The organism is Streptococcus sp. 10824 (genome assembly GCF_013276595.1).
Classification (GTDB): domain Bacteria; phylum Bacillota; class Bacilli; order Lactobacillales; family Streptococcaceae; genus Streptococcus; species Streptococcus pseudopneumoniae.
The window spans coordinates 1-480 of the sequence record NZ_VMLH01000027.1 but is presented as its reverse complement, the minus strand read 5'-3'; the positions used below and the strand labels follow the sequence as shown (position 1 = coordinate 480).

General features: G+C 40.8%; 1 protein-coding gene. It reads left to right on the top strand.

Annotation, left to right across the window (positions count from 1 at the left end; genetic code table 11):
* Window positions 1-185: 185 nt before the first annotated feature.
* A partial coding sequence (locus tag HT701_RS02980) for a helix-turn-helix domain-containing protein (RefSeq protein ID WP_172931207.1) occupies window positions 186-480 on the top strand: 295 nt, incomplete at its 3' end.

The following is a 480-nucleotide window of genomic DNA, read 5'->3' as shown; positions in this document are numbered from 1 at the left end:
CTCGATTTCATTTGATAAGAGGCTTGATGCTGTTAGGCTGACAAGCCAAGGCTAAGATTAGCCTTGGTTTAGCTGACAAAACTGCTTCAAGGGTTCCTCTTGTCAAATGAAAGCTCTTCTAGGCATAAGAAAACACCTCTGTGTTATACTTGTTGTTCAATCACAAACACAAGAAAGGCACAGAGATGCAAAACCATTATACTACAAAAGCCAAACATTTGACAATCGATAGCCGTCGCTTAATCGAACGATGGAAAAAGGAAGGGAAATCAAATAGAGAAATCGCCTCTTTACTTGGAAAAGCTCCTCAAACTATCCACACTGAAATCAAGCGTGGGACAGTCCGACAATGTCTTGGAAAAGGACGCTTTAAAGAGGTTTATTCTGCCGACTATGCTCAACAGTCTTATGAAAATAATCGCAAGCGCTCGGTCAAGAAATCAAGATTGAACAAGGAGCTGAAGGAAAAGATTCTCCACT